The following is a 16,777-nucleotide window of genomic DNA, read 5'->3' as shown; positions in this document are numbered from 1 at the left end:
GCGGTTCGGAGGGCGAGGATAGATCAGCTCGTCGCCGAGGGATACTTTCCAGGAGGGGGTGCCTGCGCACGGAAACGGGGCGAAGAGGCGCGGCGGTGTGGGTCCTTGAACACCCGCGTCCTTGGCACTACCGTGGCCGTTCACCATGGCGTCGAGCGAGGCACTGGCTGCCGGAACGAAGGTCGAGACGTCGCGCTCCGGCGGCGACGCCGTGTTTTACACGGTGCTCGCCCTGACCGCGGCCGCGTTCGTGATCAGCCTTCAGGTGATCTTCTTCAAGGCGCCCGTCGAATCGACGATGGGCATCGTGCAGAAGATTTTCTACTTCCACGTGCCCATCGCGTACTCGATGTACGTCGGGGCTGCCGCGTGTTTCGTGGGTTCGGCCGGTTACCTCGCGAAGGGCACGCGTGGGTGGGACGCGTTCGCACGTGCGGGCGCGGAGACGGCCGTGGCGATGGGGATCCTCGTGCTCGTGACGGGGGCGCTGTGGGGCGCGAAGGCGTGGGGCGTCTACTGGACGTGGGATCCGCGGCTCACGACGGCGCTGCTCTCGGTCTTGATCTACGTCGCGTACGTGGTCTTGCGGGCGTTCGCGGGCGACGGGGATGCGGAGCGGAAGTTCGCGGCGGCGCTCGGGGTGCTCGGCGCGGCGAACCTGCCGATCATCCACTACTCGGTGCAGAAGTGGGGCGGCAACCACCCGAAGGTGATCACCTCGGGCGGCGGCGGGATCAAGCACCCGGACATGAAGCTCGCGCTCCTGCTCGGGTTCGTCACGTTCACGTTGCTCGCGGTGGTGCTCATCTGGACCCGCGTGCGGATCGAGCTCGCGTCCGCGCGGCTCGGTGAGGCCGAGGAAGAGGCGCTCGAGCTCGGCGTAGGCGAGGAGTGAGAGGGATGTCGTCGGAACAAGCAGCACAAGAGGCGCCGGGATCGGCCGGGCAGGGGACGGCCGACGATCGCTCGACGAGCTTCCGCGCGGTCGAGGGCGGCAACCAGATGCAGAGCGGCGAGAAGCTGCTCGTCGAGGCGTACGCGATCATCTGGATCGTGATCCTCGTGTTCGTCGCGTCGATGTTCCGGCGGCAGCGCCGGCTGGATCGGCGCATCGAGACGCTCGAGGCGGCCCTGCAGAAGGCGCGCGCGAAGAGCGGGGGCGAGTGACGTGTTCAACTTCGGTGAGATCACGCCCCAGCACGTGATCTACATCCCGAGCGTGCTTCTCCTCGGGCTCGTGGTCGGTTACACGATGGGCGCGCGCGCCGTGCGCGCGGAGCTCGAGAAGCGCAAGCGCAGGATGAAGGAGTAGGAGCCCGTGGTGGATTTCTCGCTGTCCGAAGAGCACAAGGGTCTCATCGAGACCGCCCGCCGCTTCACGAAGGAGCGGATCACCCCGATCGCGGCCGCGTGTGATCACGAGTCCCGCTTCCCGATGGAGGTCTTCCGCGAGGCGTGGGAGATCGGCCTCGTCAACCCGACGGTCCCGGCGGAGTACGGCGGCTCGGGCATGGGCGAGCTCGAGAACGCGATCATCACGGAGGAGCTCGCGTACGGGTGCACGGGCATCCAGACGAGCCTGCTCGCGAACGGCCTCGCCCTCACGCCGATCAAGCTCGGCGGCAGCGAGGAGCAAAAGAAGAAGTACCTCGGCATGCTGACGAGCGAGCCGGTGATGGCGAGTTACGCGACGAGCGAGCCCGACGCGGGCAGCGACGTGGCCGGCATCAAGACGCGCTTCGCGCAGCACGGCGACGACTACGTGCTGAACGGGCAGAAGTGCTGGATCACGAACGCGAGTTACGCGCGGTTCTACGTGATCTTCGCGACGACCAACCCCGACCTCCGGCACAAGGGCATCGCGGCGTTCATCGTCGATCGCGACACGCCCGGCGTCCGCGTGGGCAAGAAGGAGGACAAACTCGGGCAACGCGCGAGCGACACGGCGCAGGTCTTCCTCGAGGACGTGGTCGTGCCGAAGGCGAACCTGCTCGCGCCCGAGGGCAAGGGCTTCAAGCTCGCGATGGAGACGTTCAACCAGACGCGCCCCGACATCGGCGCGGGCGCGACGGGCCTGATGCGCCGCTGCCTCGACGAGTGCGTGGCCTACGCGAAGGAGCGCAAGACCTTCGGCACGCCCATCGCGAACCACCAGCTCGTGCAGTGGATGATTGCGGAGATGGCGATCCGCGTGGAGGCGACGCGGCTGCTCTACCAGAAGGCCGCGTGGAACCTCGACCACGGCGTGCGTGACCCGATCGTCTCGAGCTTCGCCAAGGCCTACGGCGCCGACAGCGCGATGCAGACGGCGGTCGACGCGGTGCAGGTCTTCGGCGGCAACGGGTACGTGAAGGAGTACCCCGTCGAGAAGCTCATGCGGGACGCGAAGGTGCTGCAGATCTACGAAGGCACGAGCCAGATCCAGCGGCTCGTGATCGCCAAGCAGCTCTTCGGCTGAGCGTCTTTTCCTCCCGTCCGCGCAAAGCCCCCCCTACACGCGTCCGCCCACCCTTGATATCACCGAGGGCTGGCGAATATCGCTTCACCGGAGGAATGGCTTCATGCGGACACGTCGCGCGCACGCTTCGACAACCAAGCTCCTCGGCACGGGCACCGTGCTGGCCTCGTTCGTCTGCGCGGGCGCGCTCGTCGCGCTCGCGTCGGCGTGCGGGGACGGGAGCGGCACGGGGGGCTCGGGCGCCGGCTCGGGCGGCGCCGGCGCGACGGGGGGCCAGGGCGGCGATGGCCTCCAGGACTTCGTGCAGAGCGCGTCGAGCTCGAGCTCCTCGTCGAGCTCCGGGACCGGCGGCAGCATGGGGCCGGTGTGCGACCCGCCGAGCCCGACGGGCGGCACCACGGCGTTCGCCAGCGCGTACGGCGACGCGCAGGTGCAGAGCGGCGTGTCCGTCTCGACCGACGCGCAGGGCAACATCCTCCTCGCCGGCGCCTTCCAGGGCGCGATGAACCTCGGCGGCAACATGCTCACGAGTGGTGGCAAGGAGGACGCGTTCGTCGCGAAGCTCTCGCCCACGGGCCAGGTGCTCTGGGCGAAGCGCTTCGGCGACGCGCAGAACCAGAGCGCGACGGGCATCGCCGCCGACGCGCAGGGCAACGTCTACGTGACGGGCATCTTCATCGGCACCGTCAACTTCGGCGGGTCGAACCTCACGAGCGACACCATCTTCTTCCAGGACGTCTTCCTCGTGAAGTTCGCGCCCGACGGCACCCACGTGTGGAGCCAGAAGTTCGGCGATTCGAACATCCAGTATTCGCGCTCGCTCGTGGTCGACGCCCTCGGCAACGTCGTCATCTCCGGCTACTTCCAGCAGCAGGTCGACTTCGGCGGCGGCGTCCTGACCGCGACGGGTAACGCCTTCGACGTGTTCGTCGCGAAGTTCAACGGGCTCGGGCAACACCAGTGGAGCCGGCGTTACGGCAACGAGGCGGATCAGTCGGCGAAGGGCCTCGCGGTCGACGGCATGGGCAACGTGTACCTGGCGGGCGAGGCGTCGGGCTCGATCGATTTCGGAAACGGGGCGCTCACGGCCCAGGGCAACCCGAACGCGTTCGTCGCCAAGCTCGACCCGCAGGGCGCGCCGATCTGGGCGAAGCTCAGCGCGGGCTCGGGCAAGGCCTCGGCGAACGCCGTCGCGGTCTCGCCGACGGGCGCGGTGGCCGTGGCGGGGCAGTTCCAGGGCACGTTTGATCTCGGCGGCAAGCCCGTGACGAACCTGGAGGTCGACGACGCGTTCGTCTCGGTGCTCACCCCGGCCGGCGCGCAGACGTACACGCGGACGTTCGGCGATGGGACCTTCCAGCGCGCCGACGGCGTGGCCTTCGCGCCGAACGGCGACGTGCTGCTCGCGGGCGCTTTCACGGGAGACATCGATCTCGGCGGCGGCGCGATCAAGAGCGTCGAGGGGTTCGACATGTTCCTCGGCCGGTTCGACGGGACGGACGGCTGCCTCGTCTGGGGACGCTCGTACGGCGGGCCTCTCGTGCAGGCGCCGCAGGCGATGGTCTTCGACGCCGTGACGGGCAACGCGGTGCTGACCGGCAGCTTCGGCGGGACGGTCGATTTTGGTCTCGGCCCCGTGACCGCGGCAGGCGACGACGCTTTCCTCTTCGCTGTCAAGCCCTGAAACGAACGCGGCGTGTGCCCTCGGTCGAATTCTGGGGGCGCGCGTGCGCTGACACGGCGCGGCAACGTCCTACGTCAAATGGGCGACGCGCGCGGCAGGGAAGATCCGGGCTGCGAAGAGTGTTGGGGGGGCGCCTCGGGGGCGTCTCCGGGGCTTGTGGTGTGGCGAAGGCTCTGAGATCCTGAGGGACGATGCGCGCCTACGTCGAGTCCTCGACGGGAAGGCGCGTGTGGAACGGTCGCACGATCGTGCGCCCTCCTCGGAGCTACCCATGGCTTTGTTCCGGCAGCCCTCGAAAGGCATCCTCACCTCGTTCGCCGCGCTCACAGGGATCGCCGCGGCCGCTGCGTTCACCCCGCCGGCGGACGCGCAGGAGGCGGCCGCGTGCCTCTCGCAAAACCCCGCGGATTGGCCCGCGCCGTCGCGCCCGTACTTCATGGTCGTCTCCGACACGTCCGGCTCGATGACCACGTGTACGACGCCGCCCACGGCCGTGACGGTCGAGTGCAACTCGGCCTCGCCGGGGTACAAGCTGAACTCCTGCGGCATGATTCCGAGCCGGTTGAACGACGCGAAATGCGCGCTCCGGCAAACGGTGCAGGCGTTCGCCGGCGAGGTGAACTTCGGGCTCTCGACGTACGCCGGCATCATGTCGAACTGCTCGTTCGGCGCGGGCGGGGTGTGCGTGAGCGATTGCGGCACGCCAAACGGGGGCACGTGTAACCCGGACAATTACGGCTGCACCATCACGGACCTGCCCGGCGGCTCGAGCAAGTGCGGCAACAACCCGAACTGCTCGAGCGGCGCCGGCCCCGGCACGCCGAACTTCCCCGAGAACACCTGGCGCAACGGCGGCAACATCGTCGTGCCTCTGCCGCAGGATCCCTGGTGGGGCCCTGCCGCGCCGGCCTCGAACGTGCCGGAGCTCCTGCAGTGGTTCGACGGCCTGTGCAACGACAACAAGGAGCTCTTCGCGGACGGCGCGACGCCGATCGCGGGCTCGATCCGCACGGTCGCCCAGTACCTTCGCTCGGGCTGGAACCCAAACTGGAGCAACTCGAACTACTGCGCGAGCGGCTTCGGCTTCGGGGCGAACCTCACCACGCCGATGAACTCGCAGGATCGGCCGTGTCGCAGCGTCAACGTCATCGTCGTCACGGACGGCGACGAGACGTGTGACACCCAGTCGGCCGCGGAGAACGCCGCGTCGGATCTCTTCAACAACGGCATCACGATCGGCGGCAAGAACTGGAAGGTCCCGGTCTACGTCGTCAACTTCGCGGGCGGCTCGACGGCGAACACGGACGCGATCGCGTTCGCCGGCGGCACCACCAAGTCCTACACGGCGAACAACGAGGTCGAGCTGGCGAAGGCGCTGGCGTCGATCGTCGGCAACGCGGCCAAACCCGAGGTCTGCAACAACGGCGACGACAACTGCAACGGCTGCACGGACGAGGGCTACAAGCACTACTGCAACAAGGGCAAGGCGTGCTGCGCCTGGTCGACGACCGCGCAGCGCAATGCGTGCCTCACCAGCTACACGAACTCGATCACGGGGGCGGATCCGGACGGCAACGAGGCGCTCCTGCCGTGTACGACCGACGCGCAGTCGACGCAGCCGGCGAACTGGCTTTGTTACGATCCCAAAGAGATCTGCGACAACGTCGACAACAACTGCCAGGACGGCGTCGACGAGGGCCAGACGAAGTGCGGCAACCCCGCGCAGTGTCCCACGACCGAGACCTGCGACGGCCAGGACAACGACTGCGACGGCCTGACCGACGAGAACGTCTGCCCGAACTGCGTGCCCTCGCCCGAGGTCTGCGACGGCTGCGACAACGACTGTGACGGCATCGCGGACGACAACATCCCCGCGGTCCCGTGCGGCGAGCCGACCCCGGCGAACTGCCAGGGCACGCAGGCGTGTAACCCCGCGCAGCCCGTGCCGCAGCCGGGCCAGTGCGTCGCCGGCGGTGGCCTCGGCGTCTGTCAGAACAACCCGATCGCCGAGACCTGCGACGGCATCGACAACGACTGCGACGGCATCATCGACGACTCGGTGCCGCCGACGGCTTGCGTGCCGGCGGGGACGCCGGGCGGGCTCGTCTACGGCGGCACGAGCCAGTGCAAGCAGGGCTCGCGGCCGTGCGGCAGCATGACGTGCACGGGCTTCGTGGGCCCGTCGGCCGAGGTCTGCGACGGCATCGACAACGACTGCGACGGCCAGGTGGACGAAGGCGCCGCCGGCGTGGGCACGCAGTGCGGTCAGGCGCTGCCGCCGTGCACGCCCGGCACCCTCGCCTGCGTCAATGGCGCGCTGGTTTGTCAGGGCGGGACGGGCCCGCAGCCCGAGGTCTGCGACGCCGTCGACAACAACTGCAACGGCATCGTGGACGAGGCGCCGCTCGCCGACGGCCCGCTCGCCGGGCAGAGCGGCTGCTGGCAGAACCCCGGCAACTGCTGCGTCTTCAAGAACCTGCAGTGGTGCCCGCCCTCCGGCGGCACCTGCAATGGCAACGGCACGCTGACGTCGCCCTGCAACCGCGGCACGCTCGTCTGCTCGAGCGGCGCCTGGGCCTGCCAGGGCCCCGTCGGTCCGCAGACCGAGCAGTGCGACAGCGCGGACAACAACTGCGACGGCCTGGTCGACAACGTGCCCGGCACGGGCGGGCCCTGCGGCTCGGACGTGGGCGAGTGCGTCGCCGGCGTGCAGCAGTGCGGACCGAACGGCGTCGAGTGCATCGGCCAGGTCGGCCCCTCGACCGAGATCTGCGACGGCAAGGACAACGACTGCGACGGCGTCATCGACGACAACGTCGGCGGCCTCGGCCTGCCGTGTGGCATCAACCAGCCGCCCTGCTCGCTCGGGCAGACGGCGTGCGTGAACGGCGCGGTCGTCTGTCAGGGCGGCATCCAGGCGCAGGCCGAGGTCTGCGACGGCGTCGACAACGACTGCGACGGCAAGATCGACGACGCACCGCTCTTCGACGCGCCCGCCGCGGGGCAAAACGGCTGCTGGAACATCCCGGATCCGACCGGCGCCTGCGGCTGCAGCCACTACGGCCTCGAGTGGTGCCCGCCGCCCGGCGCGTCCTGCGGCGACAACGGCATGCTCGCTCCGCCTTGCAACAAGGGCACGCTGGCCTGCCAGGGCGCCCTCGGCTGGGCCTGCGTGAACGCGAAGGGCCCGGAGGCCGAGGCTTGCGACGGCCTCGACAACAACTGCGACGGCATGATCGACGACGGCTCGTTCATGGGTGAAGGAGCCTCCTGCGGCAGCGACGTCGGGCAGTGCATGCCGGGCCTCATCGACTGCACGGGCGGCATCCTCGACTGCGTGGGCGACGTGCCCCCGTCGCCGGAGCTGTGCAACGGCCTCGACGACGACTGCGACAGCACGGTCGACAACGGCATCGTGGTCGGCGGCTCGTGCACGCCGCCGTACGACACGATGCAGTACCCGGGCCCGCGTGACAAAGGCGCGTGCCAGCCGGGCATCCTGCAGTGCGACGGCATGGGCGGCGAGACGTGCATCGGCGGCACCGGCCCGCAGCCCGAGATCTGCGACGGCGTCGACAACGACTGCGACGGCTCCATCGACGAGGCGGGCCCCGCGCCGGACGGCATCGACGGCACGACGAACCCGCTCGATCCGACGCAGACCATCGGCGGCGCTTGTGGCATCGACACCGGCGCCTGCCAGGAGGGGCAGTGGGCGTGCCTCAACGGCATCTTCGCTTGCCTCGGCGGCCAGGGTCAGACGGACGAGGCCTGCGACTGCGAGGACAACGACTGCGACGGCACGACCGACGAGCAGGACCCGAACGCTGCCGCGATCTGCGCGCCCGGCAACTCGTGCGTGAAGAGCGGCAGCGCGTGCACCTGCGCGACGCCGTGCCAGGGCGGCGAGTTCCCGTGCCCGCCGGGCCAGGCTTGCGAGGAGGTCATCTCCAGCGAGACGGGCATGCCGCTCGGCAACTTCTGCATCGCCAACAACTGCGGCGACTGCACGACGAAGACCGTGAAGGACGCGATGGGCAACACGCTCTGCGCGCCCGCGGGCACGCCTGCGGACGCGAACTGCGTCGTGCCTCCGGTCTGCGTGTGCAAGGGCATCGCCGGCTGCAAGGAGCCTTGCGACGGCGTGACCTGCGGCGCGGGCGAGGTCTGCACGAACTACGGCCCGAACGCCGGCAAGTGCGTGCAGAACAACTGCTTCAACGTGCCCTGCGTCGGCTGCGGCAAGGTCTGCAACGCGGGCTCGTGCGTGGACAACCCGTGCAAGCCCGATAGCTGCCCGATGGGCCAGGTCTGCAAGCCGAACGATACGTTCACCGACGTCACGTGCGTCGACTCTTGCGCGGACAAGAGCTGCGGCACGGGCGAGGTGTGCAAGGACGGCCAGTGCATCCCGGGCTGCGATCCGGCGTGCGTCGGGGCGCAGGTCTGCGACCTGTCGCAGTCGCCTCCGGCGTGCGTGGACAACAAGTGCGCGTCGCCGAACTGCCCGGACGGCTCGGTCTGCGATCCGGTGACGGGCACCTGCGGCAACGATCCGTGCGAGGGCGTGCTCTGCCCGATGGGCCAGGTTTGCCAGGGCGGTGAATGCGCGCAGGGCATGGGCGGCAGCGGCGGCGCGGGCGGCGGCGGCGGCGCAGGAGGCGGCGGCGGCGCGGGCGGCGGCGGCAGTCCGACGTCGACCACGGGCACCGGCGCGGGCGGCGCGCCTGCGGACGACGGCGTCTGGGGCCTGCCCACGGGCGGCGGTGGATGCGCGTGCGACGTCGGCGCGCAGGATCGGAACAGTGGCTTCGCGCTGGCGCTCGCTGCGCTCGCGCTCGGCGTCGCACGCAGGCGGTCTTCCGGGCGCCGCGGCGGTACGGAGGTGTCGCGATGAGCTCGCTCGGCAAGGTCCTCTCGGCCCTCGTGGTCTCGGCGCTCGCGCTCGGGACCGCGGGGTGCACGACGGAAGCGTTCTGCTGGGACAAATGCGCCGGCGACTCGTCGCCGACGGGCTCGGGCTCGGGCTCGGGCGGCAGCGGCACGGGCGGTCAGGGCGGGGCAGGAGGCGAGGACTGCTTCCCGTTCTGCAACGTCGACGGCGGCGGCGGCGCGGGCGGCGGCGTGGGCGGCGGCGGCCCGTGCGTCCCGACGAACGGTGGCATCGAGAAGTGCGACGGGCTCGACAACGACTGCAACGGCGCGGTCGACGACGATCCGAACATCAACCTCGAGAGCAAGACGACGTGCGGCACGTGTGACAACAACTGCTTCGCGAAGCTGCTCAACAACGATCCCGCGAGCATCAACTGCGTGCCGAGCCCGAACCCGGGCACGGTGCCGGGCGAGTGCACGGGCACCTGCGCGTCGGGCTACTACGACCTCGATGGCGACAAGGCCTGCGAGTACTACTGCATCCAGAACACGCCGGACGACGCGTCGTGCAACAACAAGGACGACGACTGCGACGGCGTGAAGGACGAGGACGTCAACCTCTGCACGAGCACGACGGACTGCGGCAAGTGCGGCAACAACTGCGTCGTCATCAACGGCACGCCCGCGTGCGAGACGACCGCGGGCGCCGGCGAGGCGTGCACGGCGGCGAACACGCAGTGCAAGATCGCGCAGTGCAACCCGGGCTGGTACGACCTCGACAACTCCGTCGCGACGGGCTGCGAGTACCAGTGCACCCCGACGAACGGCGGCGTCGAGAGGTGCGGCGACAGCATCGACAACGACTGCGACGGCAAGATCGACGACGCCGACGATCTCTCGATGGACCCGCAGATCGGCAAGAACTGCTTCGGTGATCCGGACGGGATCTGCGGTTTGCTCGCGGCCGCCGGCAAGACGGCCTGCGTCGGGAACAAGGTCGTCTGCTCCGGGCCGGACGTGATCCTCGAGGGGCAGATCCAGGAGATCTGCAACGGCCTCGACGACGACTGCGACGGCCAGGTCGACGACAGCCCCACGGACGCCGGCAACTCCTGCGGCCTGAGCAACATCTTCCCCTGCCAGTTCGGCAAGCAGCAGTGCCAGAACGGGAACCTCGTCTGCGTGGGCGCGGTGAACCCCGAGGCGGAGATCTGCGACGGGCAGGACAACAACTGCAACGGCGCGATCGACGACATGCCCGTCGACGTGGGCGCGACGTGCGGCCTGACGGACGTCGGTCCTTGCCAGAAGGGCGTGGAGCAGTGCCTGCCCGGCGGCGCGAAGACCTGCGTCGGTGAGATCACGCCGAAGACCGAGACGTGCAACGGCGTGGACGACGACTGCAACGGCCTCGTCGACGACGTCGCGGGCGCGGGCTCGGCGTGTGGTCAGAGCAGCACCGCGCCGTGCAAGCTCGGCACGCTGCAGTGCGTGGGGCAGGCGCTCACGTGTGTCGGGAACATCGACCCGGCGAACGAGAGCTGCAACATGGTCGACGACGACTGCGACGGGCAGGTCGACGAGGGCATCCCGCTCCAGCAATGCGTGCCCGTCGGCGCGCCGCCGAACCTCGTGTACGGCGGCCTGAGCAAGTGCGTGAAGGGCACCCAGGCGTGCGGCGGCGCGTGCACGGGTTACATCGGCCCGAGCGCGGAGACGTGCAACAGCCTCGACGACGACTGCGACGGGATCGTCGACAACAACCTGAACCTCGGCGCTTGCAACGTGCCGCCTCCGCCTCCCGCGGGCGCGACGTCGCCGTGCCAGGCGGGCACGTTCACCTGCGTGGGCGGCGTGCAGACCTGCCAGAACGCGGTGGGGCCGTCGAGCAGCGTCGATAGCTGCGGCGTCGACTCGAACTGCGACGGCACGCTGACCGGCCAGCCGAACCTCCAGACCGACGTCGCGAACTGCGGCGCGTGCGGCAACAACTGCTACGCGAACGCGGTGCACTCGATCTGGTCGTGCACGACCGGCATGTGCGTCTTCCAGGGCTGCGAGAACGGCTACTACGATCTCAACGGTGACAACACCTGCGAGTACAGTTGCCAGTACAAGCAGGCCCAGGAGATCTGCAACGGCGAGGACGACGACTGCGACGGGCAGATCGACGAAGGCGTCATCGCCCCGACGCCGGTGCAGGTCTGCGGCGTGAGCGTCACGGCCACGTCGCCGGAGTGCACGACGCAGGTGGCGGTCACCTGCACGCAGGGCGCGTGGCAGTGCACGTTCCCGGCGGGCGTCTGCAACGGGCCTGCCCCGAACTACTGCTCGGGCGCGACCGAGGTCTGCGACAACCTCGACAACGACTGCGACGGCATCCGCAACGAGAACGTGCCGAACTTCGGCAAGCCGTGCGCGAGCGACGACGGCCTGCCGGCGCCCGGACACGGCGCTTGCCGGACGACGGGCACGTTCGTGTGCAACGGCCTGAACGCCACGACGTGCAACGCGGTCAAGGCCGACTGCGCGTCGCTACCCGGAGGCTGCACCGAGGCCTGCGACGGCGTGGACAACGACTGCGACGGGCTCGTCGACGAGTCGTACGTGTCGAAGGGCTCGAACGCCACGTACTACGTGAAGCCCGCCGTCACGCGGATCTCCACGAACCGCTGGATCTACAGCTACGAGGCGAGCCGGCCGAACGCGATCACGGATCTCGCGAACAACGTGATCACGCCTGGCAGCGGCAACGGCTATCACACGAGCGCTCCTGCGGGCACGACGCTCGACAAGACGCTCGCGTGCTCGGTGCCCGGCAAGCTGCCGTGGTTCAACGTCACGCCGCGTGAGGTCGAGCAGACGTGCGCCGCCGTCGGCGGCTTCATCTGCTCGACGACCGAGTGGACGAACTCGTGCCAGGCGACGCTCGGCTGCCAGTGGGGCTACAACCCGCGCGGCGCCGCGTGCACGTCGACGTACACGGCCTCGAAGTTCTGCAACATCGGCCCCTCGTTCGACTTCAGCCCGGGGACGGCGGGGGATCAGGACGGCCTGCTCTTCACGGGCTCGTCGAGCTTGCAGAACTGCTGGGCGGACTGGTCGAACCTGCAGGGCAACACGACCGCGACGAACAAGCTCTTCGACATCACGGGCAACCTGCGCGAGATCACGAAGAGCGCGACGAACACGTATCCGCTCATGGGCGGCGCGTTCAACACCGGCGACGCCGGCGGCGCGACGTGCTCGTTCCAGTTCTACACGGTCGACGAGAACTTCAAGCTCTTCGACCTCGGCTTCCGCTGCTGCTTCTCGGCGAACCCCGGCTGACAAAACGAATCGAGCGGGCGCCTCGCACGGCGCCCGCTCGATCGGTTCATGCTTCGTCCTCGCGCCCGTCTCGGCGCGCCCTCGTTCAATCCCTGCGGTGGTGATTCGTGAGGCCCAGGCCCTCGGCCGCGGGCAGGGTAAAGTGGATCGTGCTGCCGCGACCCAGCTCGCTCTGCGCGCCGATGTGCCCGCCGTGCGCCTCGACGATGCCCTTGGCGACGTAGACGCCGAGGCCCATGCCCTGGCACGCGCGGCGCCCCTCGGGCGGCCTGCGCGAGAACAACATCGGCCGATCGAGCTCGGCGATGCCGGGCCCCGTGTCGGTCACCGAGAAGCGCGCGCCGGAGGGCGTGGGCTCGGCGCGGATGGTGATCGATCCGCCCTTCTGCATGAAGCGCGCGGCGTTGCCGACGAGCCGGGAGAGGACCTGCAGCACGCGGGCGCGATCCACGTAGAGCGCCGGCAGATGCGGGACGACCTCCTTCACGACCGCGATCGGCCGCTGCGCCGTGGCGAGGGCCGCGGCCATGGCGGCGGCCTCGACGATCGACGCTGCGTCGTGCACCTCCTGCCCGATCGACAGCCTCCCGGCGTCGATGTGCGCGGCGTCGACGAGGTCCTCGACGATCTGGTTCATGTCGAGGGCTGCGCGCTTGATCGTCTGGAGTTGACGATCGTGCGTTGGTTCCCCGCCGAGCTCCCGCGCGAGCAGCGTCGTCGTCACCATCACGACGCCGAGCGGGTTGCGCAGGTCGTGCGAGACGATGGTGAGCAGCTCCGCGCGCTGCGCCTCTGCGGCTTGTGCGCGTCGCTCGAGCTCTCGGCATCGCCGCTCGAGCTCGGCCACGTAGCGCGCGTCTTTCGTCTGCGCGGTCGGCATGCGAGCGCGCTTCTGCGCGGCGCGCGCCGTGCTGCGCGGAGACCCATTTGCCGACTTGCTAGCTTGTTTGCGTTTCCTCGCTTCGGCCACGATCGCCTCTTCTTTTTGCAGAGTAACGCGATCGCGCCTGGTCGATGCAGTCGGAGATCACCGGACTCGGCCGTCCGTGCCTTTATGTGCGGAGACGCCGCGTCGGGTTTCTCCTGATATGCGGCTCAGGCGCGTCTCCACGGCCCAAGAAGGGCAATAGGCCGTGCCTGAGGTTCCTCGCCTGCGGCTATCATCGTCCCTTGCCCACGACGCACGGCGCGCCGTGGTGTGAGAGACGCGCGCTCCATTGATGACCGGGGGTTTTACGTCGTGAAGACGACAGACGAAACTGGGCTCGGGCAACAGCACGGCGGCCTCTCGCCGCTCGTACTCGTGGTCGACGACTTCGACGACAACCGCGAGATGTTCACGGAGTTTCTTTCGTTCTCCGGGTTCCGTGTGGCGCAGGCTTCGACCGGGCGCGAGGCGCTCGCGCAAGCGTTCTCCCTGCTGCCCGATCTGATCCTCATGGATCTGTCGTTGCCCGAGCTCGACGGGCTCGAGGCGACGCGGTGCCTGAAGAGCGACGAGCGAACCAAGCGCATCCCGATCGTGGCGCTCACGGGGCATGCGCTCGCGGGTCACTCGAAAGACGCGAAGGAGGCGGGCTGCGATTCGTTCCTGACCAAGCCCTGCCTGCCGGATGCGCTGGTGACCGAGATCAAGCGGGTCCTCGGCGCGCGAGGCCGATAGCGGGCGCGGAGCGCTCTGCGCCGCGGAGGGGGGAGCATGAGAGCATCCGGCTCACGGGTGGGCGTGCGCGCGGATCGCGTCACGCAACAGGCGGGCGGCTTCGTCCCAGTCGACTGGCTTGACCAGGACCGCGTCGAACGCGCTGTTCGCGAGCTTGGCGCGCGCCGACAGATCACGCCGGCCGGTGCACGCGAAGAGCGCCATCTTCTGCGTCGCGGGGTCGGAGCGCAGCGCCTCGGCGACGACGAAGCCGTCGATGCCGGGCATACGCAGGTCGCACAGGACGGCGTCCGGTACGTCCTGCGTGGCGAGGAAGACGCCGCGCAGGCCGCCCTTCGCGCGCTCGACCTGGAAGCCGTGCGCCTCGAGCGAAGCCTCGGCGATCGCGAGGAAGTCCGGATCGTCGTCGACGATGAGGACCCGCGGGCGAAACGTGCTCGTCTGCTCCATCTCGCCCTCGCCCATCGCCTGCGCCATCCCGCCCCCTCCGACTGCACGCAAAACGCCTCTGTCCACGCGAGAGCACGCGCGACGGGACGCTTCGCTCCCCCATGTCTTGGACCGGCTCCGGGAATGCGCAATGCGGCGGCGCGGTCTCGACGATCTTCGTCCACGCGCGACGCGAAGTCCGTCCGGCGGCTCTGCGCGCGATCTCCTCGGACTGCGGGATCTCCAGCGTGCTACGCCGTGTGCGCCGTGTTCTCGGTCAACGCTTACCGCGCCCCTTCTCGGGCTCTAGAGAGTGCCTCATGAGTGTCGACGAGGTTTTCTTCGACCGCGTGGCCCACGACCTCCGTGGTGAGCTCTCGACGATGCTCGCCGGCGTCCACTACTTGCTCCGCTTCGGCCGGGATCTCTCGCCTCCGACGCGCGAGATGCTCGAGCGGGTGAGCGGCGCGGGCGAGCGGCTCACGCGTATGCTCGCGGAGCTCGACGACGCCGTCTGGCTGCTCGACACCCAGAAGCAGCTCGTGCTCGCGCCTCTCCGCTTCGGCGATCTCCTCGACGAGGTGATGTCGCGCGTGGAGCCGACGGTGAAGACACGAGGCGTGCGCCTCGTTCTCGACCTCACGGACGAAGACGCCGCGGCCGAGGTCATCGGCGACGTGGACCTCCTGGCCACGGCCCTCACCTCCGTCGTCGACCTCGCCACCTTGCGCGCGCCGCAGCGGACGGTGCACGTCACGGCCGCGGCCAAGGGCAGCGCGCCGATCGTGCGGGTCTCGGACGAGGGGGACGCCGTGCCCAAGGACGTGCTCGCGCGCCTCTTCGAGCCCTTCGTCGAGCGGGAGATCGTGCCACGCGAGACGCACGGGCGGCGCAAGCTGAGGCTCGGGATCGGCCTGCCGATCGCGCGGGCGATCTTCGAGGCGCACGGCGGCTCGCTCGTCGTGCAGCCGGGCGACGCGGGGCTCACGCTCGAGTGCACGGTCTCCAAGCTCGACGCCTCCGCCGTGCCCGAGACGGCGCGCGCAGCCTCCGGTTAGTCGGCGCCTTGCGACCACCAGGCGGCCGTGCTCCGGTAACGCATGGCACGTGCTCGGCTCGTCTTCATGGGTGCACTGCTGACGCTCCTCGGAGGCTGCTCCGAGCCTGCCGGGGCGGCTCGCACCTGCAGCGGCGTCGCGCTCGACGGGTCGGTCTTGATGCTCGCCGGCAACCTCCAGGCGAGCGGCCTCGGGCGCATCGACGCGACCGGCTGCATGACCGAGATCCCCGACATCTCGCTCGGCGCCGACCCGTCGCTCTCTCTCGGCCGCGGCGGGCCCTTCGTGTGCGTGCGTGACGAGGGGCTCGTGCGCGCCGTCGATCCGGCGACGCTCGCGATCACCCGCATGTGGGTCGCGTTTGGCGCGTCCGAAGGGACGTTCGAACTCGCGACCGGCGGCACCGCGAAGGGGCCGCACAACCCGCACGACGCCGATCTCGACGCCGACGGCAGGCTCTGGGTCGCGCGCTTCGAGCAGCCCGGCGTCGCGGTCCTCGAGCCCGACGGCAGCTTCGGCGGCGTGGTGGATCTCTCGGCGTTCGCCGACGTCGACGGTTTGCCCGAGATCGAGGCGATCCGCGTCGTCGGCGATCACGCGTATGCCGTCGTCGAGCGCCTCGATCGCCGCACGTGGAAGCCCGCGGAGGACGGGGCCATCGTGGTGATCGACGTCGCCTCGCGGAGCGTCGTGGGTTCGATCGACCTTGGCGGGAAAAACCCCTTCGGCCGGATGAACGTTGCGCCCTGGGATCCCTCGGGCAAGACCGTGGCCCTCGCGATGCCGGGCGACTTCTACGCGATCGATCCGGGGCATGCGGCGGCGATCGTGGACCTCGAGGCCCGCGAGGTTCAGGGCATCGCCGAGGAGAGCGCCCTGGACGGGTCGATCTCCGAGGTCGCGCTCGCGGCGCCCGACGAGGTGTATGTGATCGTCGCGGGCACGGCGCTCGAGAACCCGACCCGCCTCGTGCGCCTCGATCCGTCCGGAAAAACCGCGCCGCGTGTCCTGGCCGATACGCGCGAAGGCGGCCGGAGCGGTAACTTCGACTACGCGGGCCTCGCCGTGGTGGGAAGGCACGTCTTGCTCGGCGACCGTGCCTACGGCGCGCCCGCGATTCGTATCTTCGAGCGCGCGACGGGCAACGAGGTCGGCGCTCTCCGGCCCGAGCGCCTTCCGCCCCTGTCGCTCTTGCCCTTGCCTTGAGGGAGCCTTTCGCGCTTGTGCCTCCCGGGCGAACATCGTTTACCATCGAGCGAAACCCCTTGGCAGATCGAGCC

At 69.5% G+C, this 16,777-nt stretch carries 12 protein-coding genes; 10 read left to right on the top strand and 2 right to left on the bottom strand.

What is annotated here, in order from left to right:
* Nucleotides 1-145 precede the first annotated feature (145 nt).
* The 7 genes from GF068_RS06685 (at nucleotide 146) to GF068_RS06660 (ending at nucleotide 12,347) form a co-directional block, all read left to right on the top strand.
* Nucleotides 146-895, top strand: a complete 750-nt coding sequence (locus GF068_RS06685; protein ID WP_153818500.1) for a cytochrome c biogenesis protein — start codon at nucleotides 146-148, stop codon at nucleotides 893-895.
* A 5-nt stretch (nucleotides 896-900) separates the two neighbouring features.
* Nucleotides 901-1,167, top strand: a complete 267-nt coding sequence (locus GF068_RS06680) for a CcmD family protein (protein WP_153818499.1) — start codon at nucleotides 901-903, stop codon at nucleotides 1,165-1,167.
* Between the two features lies 1 nt (nucleotide 1,168).
* Nucleotides 1,169-1,312, top strand: a complete 144-nt coding sequence (locus GF068_RS43385; RefSeq protein ID WP_240806715.1) for a hypothetical protein — start codon at nucleotides 1,169-1,171, stop codon at nucleotides 1,310-1,312.
* Between the two features lie 6 nt (nucleotides 1,313-1,318).
* On the top strand, nucleotides 1,319-2,458 hold the full coding sequence (locus GF068_RS06675; protein ID WP_420814109.1) for an acyl-CoA dehydrogenase family protein: 1,140 nt from the start codon (nucleotides 1,319-1,321) through the stop codon (nucleotides 2,456-2,458).
* 103 nt (nucleotides 2,459-2,561) lie between these two features.
* On the top strand, nucleotides 2,562-4,142 hold the full coding sequence (locus GF068_RS06670) for an SBBP repeat-containing protein (protein WP_153818498.1): 1,581 nt from the start codon (nucleotides 2,562-2,564) through the stop codon (nucleotides 4,140-4,142).
* A gap of 271 nt (nucleotides 4,143-4,413) precedes the next feature.
* Nucleotides 4,414-9,039 (top strand): MopE-related protein, encoded by a 4,626-nt coding sequence (locus GF068_RS06665; RefSeq protein WP_153818497.1) that lies wholly within the window; start codon nucleotides 4,414-4,416, stop codon nucleotides 9,037-9,039.
* Nucleotides 9,036-12,347, top strand: a complete 3,312-nt coding sequence (locus GF068_RS06660; protein WP_170319338.1) for a MopE-related protein — start codon at nucleotides 9,036-9,038, stop codon at nucleotides 12,345-12,347. The genes GF068_RS06665 and GF068_RS06660 overlap by 4 nt, the downstream gene beginning before the upstream one ends.
* Nucleotides 12,348-12,432: 85 nt before the next feature.
* On the opposite strand, the gene GF068_RS06655 is transcribed toward GF068_RS06660, so the two are convergent.
* Nucleotides 12,433-13,227 carry a sensor histidine kinase gene (locus tag GF068_RS06655; RefSeq protein ID WP_153818495.1) on the bottom strand — a complete coding sequence of 265 codons (795 nt, stop codon included), beginning with the start codon at nucleotides 13,225-13,227 and terminating at the stop codon, nucleotides 12,433-12,435.
* Nucleotides 13,228-13,587: 360 nt separating this feature from the next.
* On the opposite strand from GF068_RS06655, the gene GF068_RS06650 reads away from it, so the two are divergent.
* Complete coding sequence (locus GF068_RS06650; protein WP_338046257.1) at nucleotides 13,588-14,010, top strand: response regulator; 423 nt, start codon at nucleotides 13,588-13,590, stop codon at nucleotides 14,008-14,010.
* A gap of 51 nt (nucleotides 14,011-14,061) precedes the next feature.
* Here GF068_RS06650 and GF068_RS06645 read toward each other — a convergent pair whose 3' ends face one another.
* Nucleotides 14,062-14,487, bottom strand: a complete 426-nt coding sequence (locus tag GF068_RS06645) for a response regulator (protein ID WP_153818494.1) — start codon at nucleotides 14,485-14,487, stop codon at nucleotides 14,062-14,064.
* Between the two features lie 272 nt (nucleotides 14,488-14,759).
* Between GF068_RS06645 and GF068_RS06640 the strand changes: the two genes are divergently transcribed.
* Nucleotides 14,760-15,497: a sensor histidine kinase gene (locus tag GF068_RS06640; RefSeq protein ID WP_170319337.1), complete on the top strand. Its 738-nt coding sequence runs from the start codon at nucleotides 14,760-14,762 to the stop codon at nucleotides 15,495-15,497.
* Nucleotides 15,498-15,563: 66 nt separating this feature from the next.
* On the top strand, nucleotides 15,564-16,703 hold the full coding sequence (locus GF068_RS06635; RefSeq protein WP_153818492.1) for an NHL repeat-containing protein: 1,140 nt from the start codon (nucleotides 15,564-15,566) through the stop codon (nucleotides 16,701-16,703).
* Nucleotides 16,704-16,777: the final 74 nt, after the last annotated feature.

Source organism: Polyangium spumosum (assembly GCF_009649845.1).
In the GTDB taxonomy this organism is placed as follows: domain Bacteria; phylum Myxococcota_A; class Polyangia; order Polyangiales; family Polyangiaceae; genus Polyangium; species Polyangium spumosum.
This window is presented reverse-complemented; position numbering and strand designations above follow the sequence as displayed.